The organism is Vulcanococcus limneticus LL, from assembly GCF_002252705.1.
GTDB lineage: Bacteria > Cyanobacteriota > Cyanobacteriia > PCC-6307 > Cyanobiaceae > Vulcanococcus > Vulcanococcus limneticus.
In genome coordinates this window covers 22,799-29,582 of the sequence record NZ_NQLA01000035.1, presented here as the reverse complement: position 1 = coordinate 29,582, position 6,784 = coordinate 22,799, and the positions used below count along the sequence as shown (strand labels likewise).

The 6,784-nt window shown below is 70.2% G+C and carries 10 protein-coding genes, 1 tRNA gene and 1 other RNA gene; 6 read left to right on the top strand and 6 right to left on the bottom strand.

Going from position 1 to position 6,784, the window contains the following annotated elements; genetic code table 11:
• Positions 1-41: 41 nt before the first annotated feature.
• Positions 42-1,250, top strand: a complete 1,209-nt coding sequence (locus CJZ98_RS12940) for an acetate/propionate family kinase (RefSeq protein WP_094591552.1) — start codon at positions 42-44, stop codon at positions 1,248-1,250.
• Here the strand turns inward: CJZ98_RS12940 and CJZ98_RS12935 are convergent.
• Both CJZ98_RS12935 and CJZ98_RS12930 read right to left on the bottom strand, forming a co-directional pair.
• Positions 1,180-1,653, bottom strand: a complete 474-nt coding sequence (locus CJZ98_RS12935; RefSeq protein ID WP_094591551.1) for a hypothetical protein — start codon at positions 1,651-1,653, stop codon at positions 1,180-1,182. The two genes, CJZ98_RS12940 and CJZ98_RS12935, sit on opposite strands and share 71 nt — an antisense overlap.
• Positions 1,654-1,718: 65 nt before the next feature.
• On the bottom strand, positions 1,719-2,009 hold the full coding sequence (locus CJZ98_RS12930; RefSeq protein WP_094591550.1) for a hypothetical protein: 291 nt from the start codon (positions 2,007-2,009) through the stop codon (positions 1,719-1,721).
• A gap of 163 nt (positions 2,010-2,172) precedes the next feature.
• Between CJZ98_RS12930 and CJZ98_RS12925 the strand changes: the two genes are divergently transcribed.
• The 3 genes from CJZ98_RS12925 to CJZ98_RS12915 all read left to right on the top strand — a co-directional run bounded on the left by CJZ98_RS12925 (position 2,173) and on the right by CJZ98_RS12915 (position 3,632).
• Positions 2,173-2,415, top strand: a complete 243-nt coding sequence (locus CJZ98_RS12925; RefSeq protein ID WP_094591549.1) for a hypothetical protein — start codon at positions 2,173-2,175, stop codon at positions 2,413-2,415.
• Between the two features lie 9 nt (positions 2,416-2,424).
• Positions 2,425-2,853 carry an NUDIX hydrolase gene (locus tag CJZ98_RS12920; RefSeq protein ID WP_094591548.1) on the top strand — a complete coding sequence of 143 codons (429 nt, stop codon included), beginning with the start codon at positions 2,425-2,427 and terminating at the stop codon, positions 2,851-2,853.
• 95 nt (positions 2,854-2,948) lie between these two features.
• Complete coding sequence (locus CJZ98_RS12915; RefSeq protein WP_094591547.1) at positions 2,949-3,632, top strand: cupin domain-containing protein; 684 nt, start codon at positions 2,949-2,951, stop codon at positions 3,630-3,632.
• A 514-nt stretch (positions 3,633-4,146) separates the two neighbouring features.
• On the opposite strand, the gene CJZ98_RS12910 is transcribed toward CJZ98_RS12915, so the two are convergent.
• The 3 genes from CJZ98_RS12910 to CJZ98_RS12900 form a co-directional block, all read right to left on the bottom strand.
• Positions 4,147-4,572, bottom strand: a complete 426-nt coding sequence (locus CJZ98_RS12910; protein ID WP_094591546.1) for an Hsp20/alpha crystallin family protein — start codon at positions 4,570-4,572, stop codon at positions 4,147-4,149.
• Between the two features lie 238 nt (positions 4,573-4,810).
• Positions 4,811-5,023: a hypothetical protein gene (locus tag CJZ98_RS12905; RefSeq protein WP_094591545.1), complete on the bottom strand. Its 213-nt coding sequence runs from the start codon at positions 5,021-5,023 to the stop codon at positions 4,811-4,813.
• Positions 5,024-5,183: 160 nt separating this feature from the next.
• A tRNA-Arg gene (locus CJZ98_RS12900) sits at positions 5,184-5,257 on the bottom strand.
• 60 nt (positions 5,258-5,317) lie between these two features.
• Here CJZ98_RS12900 and rnpB point away from each other — a divergent pair.
• Positions 5,318-5,730: RNase P RNA component class A (rnpB, locus tag CJZ98_RS12895), an RNA gene on the top strand.
• Between the two features lie 70 nt (positions 5,731-5,800).
• Positions 5,801-6,526, top strand: a complete 726-nt coding sequence (locus tag CJZ98_RS12890) for a ribonuclease III family protein (protein ID WP_094591544.1) — start codon at positions 5,801-5,803, stop codon at positions 6,524-6,526.
• Here CJZ98_RS12890 and CJZ98_RS12885 read toward each other — a convergent pair.
• Positions 6,504-6,686 (bottom strand): NAD(P)H dehydrogenase subunit NdhS, encoded by a 183-nt coding sequence (locus CJZ98_RS12885; protein ID WP_094591543.1) that lies wholly within the window; start codon positions 6,684-6,686, stop codon positions 6,504-6,506. The two genes, CJZ98_RS12890 and CJZ98_RS12885, sit on opposite strands and share 23 nt — an antisense overlap.
• Positions 6,687-6,784 lie beyond the last annotated feature (98 nt).

Here is a 6,784-nt window from a genome sequence, read left to right as displayed (position 1 = left end):
GCCCTTCCCGATCACCATCACCTGCGACATGCCCTGAGGCCATGGCGCCCCCCGAACTGGTGCTGGTGCTCAACATGGGCAGCTCCAGCGTCAAGGCGGCCCTTGTCGCCGCCGGGGCGGAGGGCACGCCGATGGGCGGGGATGGCAGCTCCCGCCCCTGGGAGGGCCAGCGGGATCTGCGGGGCGAACCGCTGGCGCAGGTGCTGGAGCACTGGCTGCTGCCCCAGCTGCAGCCCTGGTGGCCGCGCATCCAGCTGGCGGGCCACCGCGTGGTCCACGGCGGCGTGGCCCTCACCAGCCCCACCGCCATCGACCCGGCTGTGCTGGCCCAGCTGCGGGCCCTGGTACCCCTGGCGCCCCTGCACAACGGCCCAGCCCTGGAGGCGATCCTCTGGCTGCAGACGGCGCGGCCATCACTGCCCCAGTGGGCCTGCTTCGACACGGGCTTCCACGCCAGCCTGGCCCCCGAGGCCTACAGCTACGCCATCCCGGAGACCTGGCGCCGCCGGGGCCTGCGCCGCTTCGGCTTCCATGGCCTGAACCACCAGCACGTGGCCGAGACCGTGGCCCGCCTGCAGGCCAGCGGCCAGGGCCCGGGCGAGCGACTGGCCGGGGAGCTGCGGCTGATCAGCTGTCACCTGGGGGCCGGCTGCTCCCTGGCGGCCATCCGCGGTGGCCGGAGCATCGACACAACCATGGGCTTCACGCCACTGGAGGGGCTGGTGATGGCCAGTCGCAGCGGCTCCGTAGATCCGGGGCTGCTGCTGCACCTGCTGCGGGAGGGGCTGCCGCTGGCCGAGCTGGATCGGCAGCTCGTTCGCGAGAGTGGCCTGCGGGGCCTCTCGGGCCTCAGTGGCGACTGGCGGGAGCTGCGCCGGGCCGCCAGCAGCGGCCACGGCGGGGCCCAGCTGGCCCTTGCCGTGTTCCGCCACAGCCTGCTCAAGGGCATCGGCGCCATGGCCGCCAGCCTGGGGGGGGTGGATGTGATCGCCCTGAGCGGCGGCATCGGCGCCAACGACGCCCTGCTGGCAGCAGAACTCCGGACGGCCCTGGCCTGGCTACCGCCCTTCGCGCTGCTGACGGTCCCCGCCGATGAGGAGGGGATCGTGGCGCGGCTGTGCCTGGAGGCATCACGGAAGCCGCTTAATCCGCGGCCGCCGAGCGCACCGGCCCCGTGGGTCAGCCCCGGTGGTCAGGCAGATCGGGGGTCTGGTGCAGCAGCCGATTCAGGCGCAGGCGATCGGCGTTGAGGGGATCGGGGGCCAACTCACCGGCCAGCTCGCGGAACTTCTGCTCCACCTCCTCCGGCACGCGCACGTCAAAGATGCGCTCCATCAAGGCCTCGATCGAGAACAGGTGGGCGTTGATGTTCTCCAGATCGCCCATGGCCTGTTGAATGGCGTCCTGGTCGGCCGCATCGTTGGGGCCGCCTGCGACGGCGCCAGGGGCCGCAGCCGCAGGCGTCGGGCCTTCACCATCGCCGTGGATCTTCTGCAGCTCCTCGAGCACCCGGCCGGCCAGGGTGCGGAACGACTGCAGTGCAGCCCAGTTGAGTTCCTGCTGCTGGCGCAGGGTGGGGTTCTCGCGGATCAGTCGGTCGTGTTCCCGGTAGAACCGCTGACAATCAGGGCATTGGCAGGGCTCTTCCGGCACCGCAGTCCCTTCACTGAGTCATCCCCATCATGGCACCAGGGCGATGGACCTGACCTGGGGTGGCTTCAGAGCGGCGCATCGCCCGTGGCGGGCAGGGGAATTTCAATCGAACTCACCACCTGGATCACGTCCCGCAGCCGCATCGAATCGGCGAACCAGCCCATGGCCTGCTCCACGTCGCCGCGGCGCTCGGCGTCGGTGGCCTGGTCCTCATGGGCCTCGGCCAGCAGGGCCAGCCAGCAGAGGCAGCGGGCCTGTACCACCGAGAGATCGAGCTCGTCCGGCTGGCTGTCAGCAATGCGCTCGCTCTCCTGTTGGACCAGCAGCCGCAAGCGCAGATCGTGCAGCTGAGCCATGGCGTCATGACGATTGGGGCCACGCTAGCGACGGTGCCTGGATTGGAAAGGGCGCTAGAGGTAGTGGTTGCTACGAGGCTGCGCCACCGGTGGGTCGGGCGTGGGGGTGGGGGACGCGGTGAAGGGGTGGGGCCAGCAGCATGGGGGGACCAGCGGTGTCGCCATGCTCCTGAACCCCTTGTGTCCGGTCAGCACCGCCAAAGTGCTGGCGTTGAAGGCCACGGTGTTGCTGCTCCTCACCTTGCTGATCAAGGCCAAGGTGCGCATCACCGCGTTCTCGGCCCTCGGCATCGTCCTGTTGGTGCTGCAGACCCTGCTGTTCCTGGCCGCCGCCGGCGCCCTGGGGCTGGTGGTGGGGGCCGCCGGGCTCTACGCCCTCCAGGAGCGCCGCCCGGCCACGGCCTGATCGGCCGCCATGGCCATTGAAGTCGCCCTGGCGATGCTGCAGCGGAAGGGCCGCTGGCTGATGCAGCTGCGCGATGAGATCCCCGGCATCGTGGCACCGGGCTGCTGGGGACTGTTCGGCGGCCACCTGGAGCCCGGCGAAACCCCGGAGCAGGCTGTGCGCCGGGAGCTGCAGGAGGAGATCGGCTGGCAGCCCCGGCAGCTGCGCTACGCCATGGAACACCGGCTGCATCGGCGCACGGCCCATGTGTTTCACGCCGAGCTGTCGGTACCGCTGGACCAGCTGCAGCTGCTGGAGGGCCAGGACATGGCCCTGGTCTGCACCGAGGAGCTGCTCTCTGGGGCGATCTGGAGCACCCGCCTTGGCCACCCACGTCCGCTGGCCGATGGGCTGGCGGACGTGATGCAGCAGCTGCTCAGGCCATCCGACGCGTCCTGAGCGCGGAGGTCTGGGCGGCCGGACATGGGCGCGACGAACGCCTCCAGGCCCTGCCCCGGAGCCCTAGCCCCCGCTGGCGAACCAGAATCAGGACCATGGAAATCCATGCCGATCTGGGTCAACGGGCCGTTCTCGACACCGGCACCCTGCCCTGGCTGGCCTCACCCATGGCCGGGGTGGAGCGGCGCCCGCTCGATCGCCGTGGCGGTGAAGTGGCCCGCGCCACCTCGATCGTGCGCTACGCGCCTGGGAGCCACTTTGAGCGGCACACCCATGGCGGCGGCGAAGAGATCCTGGTGCTGGAGGGCACCTTCTCCGACGAAGCGGGCGACTATCCCGCCGGCACTTACCTGCGCAATCCGGTCGGCTCCAGCCACGCTCCCTTCAGCGCGCAGGGCTGCAGGATCCTGGTCAAGCTGCAGCAGATGCACCCGGCCGATCAGCAAAGTCTGGTGATCGACAGCCGCCGTGCGGCCTGGGTTCCAGGCCTGGTGCCGGGGCTGACGGTGATGCCGCTGCACGCCTTCGGCTCCGAGCACGTGGCCCTGGTGCGCTGGGCACCGGGCACCGTGTTTCAGCCCCACGGCCATCCCGGCGGGGAAGAGATCGTGGTGCTCGATGGCGTCTTCCAAGACGAGCACGGCACCTACCCAGCCGGCAGCTGGCTGCGCAATCCACCCGGGAGCAGCCACCGTCCCTGGAGCGAGGTGGGCTGCACGATCTGGGTCAAGACGGGCCACCTGCCGGTGACCATTGGGCCAGACGGCTCAGCAGCCTGAGAGAGGCGCCACCTCACGCCGGCTGATCGCCGCAACAAAGCCCGGAGCGTTGGCCCCGGGCGTCTGTCTGCTCAGCCGTGGTGCCGTCCCAAGGGGGTCGGGCGCAGCTGCGCGGTCGGTTGATCGTTTGCAGATCAGGGTGTCTTCGGTTGTGGTCGGAGCTGCCGGCGCTGGCACCTGGGGCCAGGTGTCAATCGGGACGTTCCGTTGGGTCCGGGGCACCTGGGACTGGCCCGAGAACGGGCCAGTCGTGAACGGTGCAATGGACGGCGACTGGCTTGACACGCCAGGAACGTCAGAGATCCGTCGAGAGTGTTGGAGCAGGGGCCGGATCGTCAGCGCACTCCTGGTTGGTGCTCAGGGGGGGTGTCGTCCATCAGCGGAGCCTCCGAATCCCGTTGCCATCACCATCGTCCCGCTCTCCGCTGGACGCAACGGCCCCTCCCCGGGACGACACCGCTCGTCACCAGGGGCAACGGCTCTTCATGAAGGGGCTTCACAGGGGGCGTGAGCTTCAGTCCTCCACCTGCACCGTCACGGAGGTGACCGTGTTGGCCTTCGGGGCCGTCACCCGCAGCAGACCATCGCGGTAGGTGGCCTGCAGCCGGTCGCGATCGATGGCCTGGGGAAAGCGGAAGCTGCGGCTCCAGGTGCCATAGCGGAACTCGCTCAGCAGCGGTGCCTTGACTGTGGCCTCACCCTCAGCCGAGGGCCCTTGGTGGCTACGGCGCTCCGCGCTGATCACCAGGGTGCGATCGGTGGCCTTCACCTCGATGGCCGCCTTGTCGACGCCGGGCAGCTCGAGCAGCACGGCATACGTCTCGGGGGTTTCGTGCACCTCAGCAGCGGGCACGCGCTCGGCGGTCTGCGACTGCTGGTTGAGCTGCTGCTCCAGGCGATCAAACAGATCGAAGGGTGCAGAAGAACGCAGGGTCAGCATGGCTGAAATCGCAAGGAATGTGTTGAGGGGGTCGTGATCCGCCCCCGGTGCAGACACTGTCGCCGCGCCCTTCAGCCCGCGGAATCCAGGCAGCCGAACCTCCCGATTCGGCCCTCACCACCCAGGTGCGGGACGCCCCACCCCATGGCCGCGAGAACCGATCCACCCCTCCGCCCAGCGACAGCGCGGTGAAAGGAAACAGGCACTTCTGGATGCCGCCAGAGCCTCCGACCAGCGGCTACGACGCGTCCTTGGGGCCCTGATCTGACGGGGGCAACCTCCGCTCCACCTGCAGAAACACCAACCAGGCCACCCCGGCACTGATGCCGCCGGTCCAGTCGCTGCGCAGCAGCTCCACGATCGACACCGTGCTGGCGCCGATGCGGAGGCCCCGCAGGGCAAAGCGGCCCAGCTGGTCCAGCCGCGTCCGTCGATCAGGAGACCCGGTCATCGCCATCCACGGGAGCCGAGCGAGCGGATCAACTGGTCCGAGCCCTGGAGACGATCGGCCAGCGTCAGCGCGGCGTTCTGGCAGCCGGCGCTGGCCGACGAACGCCTCTCCAGGCCTTGGCTTCCCTGAAAACCCATGCAGCACCTGGGGTCCTGAAGAACGGGGCTGGCGGGACTCGAACCCACGACCTACGGTTTAGGAAACCGTCGCTCTATCCGGCTGAGCTACAGCCCCCCACGGGCGGAGCCCGCCTCCGCATTATGCGCGTCGCCCGCAGGGGCATGATGGAGCCCGAAAGCAGGCGAGGTGGTCGCGATCGGGCTGCGTCCCGGCCTTCGGGTCGGCGATACGGGCCTGGTTGAGGAAAGTCCGGGCTCCCCAATGGCCAGGCTTGCTGGGTAACGCCCAGTGCGGGTGACCGTGAGGAGAGTGCCACAGAAACACACCGCCGATGGCCGACCAGGGGCAACCCTGGCGTGCACAGGCAAGGGTGCAAGGGTGCGGTAAGAGCGCACCAGCAGCATCGAGAGGTGCTGGCTCGGTAAACCCCGGCTGGGAGCAAGGCCCAGGGACAACGGTTGGCCATGACACCCGTCCCGCTTCACGTGCGCCGCTCGAGGCCGCCGGTAACGGCGGTCCCAGACAGATGATCACCCCCGCCGGCTTGCCGGCGGTGAACAGAACCCGGCTTACGTCCTGCTTTCACCCCTTTCCCCGGCCGCCCCTGCCGTCGGCCCGATATCCCGGTCCCACCCCGCCGGCCCGATTCCGCTGTCCATGCCCACCGCCCAGGCCCCCGATCGCCCCGCCCAGCTGCAGGCCTTCCTGGCGGGGCTGGGCCTGAAGCCGCCGGCCGGCGCCGACCTGGCCCCCCTGGATGCGGCCCTCACCCACACCTCCGCCGGTCTGGCGGTCGACCACGAGCGGCTGGAGTTCCTGGGCGATGCGGTGCTGCGGCTGGCGGCGACGGAATACCTGGAGCGGGAGCAGCCGCAGCTGGGCGTGGGGCAGAGCTCAGCGCTGCGGGCCCAGCTGGTGAGCGACCGCTGGCTGGCGGAACTGGGCGAGCACTGCGGCGTGGAGGCGGCGCTGCGGATCGGGCCGATGGCGGCGGGCGACCAGGCCGGCCGCGCCACCCTGCGGGCCGAGGCCTGTGAGGCGGTGGTGGGGGCGCTCTACCGGATCTGGGGCGGGCGGCTGGAGCCGGTGCTTCAGTGGCTCACGCCCCACTGGCGGACTACGGCGGCCGAGCTTGAGGCCGACCCGGACCGCCACAACTGGAAGTCGGCACTGCAGGAGTGGAGCCAGGGGCTGCGCCGCGGCCTGCCGGACTACCGCAGCGAGGAGATCAGCACGATCCACGCCGATCCGCGCCGGTTCCGCTGCGTGGTGCGGCTGGGCGAGGATCGGCTGGGCGAGGGCTGGGGCCGCTCGCGCCGGGTCGCGGAGCAGGAGGCGGCGCGGCAGGCCCTGGAGCGACTCAGACCTGCTCGAGGGTCTTGAGCGGCAGGGTCACGAGCTTGTCCCAGTTGCCACCCTCGAACAGCACGGCGGCGCGGCTGCCGCTGATCCGCTGCACAAAACCGCGGTAGCCGTCGTAGATCGAGCGGCCGTCGCGCACCACCACGGTGGAGCCGGGGAGGATCGGCAGGGTGTCAGCCATGGGTGGGCCCAGTCGTGGGGCCATTATCGAGCCACAGGGCACGGAGATGGGCCGCATGAGGGACACAACGACTGAAGCGATCCCCGCCGCAACGCCGG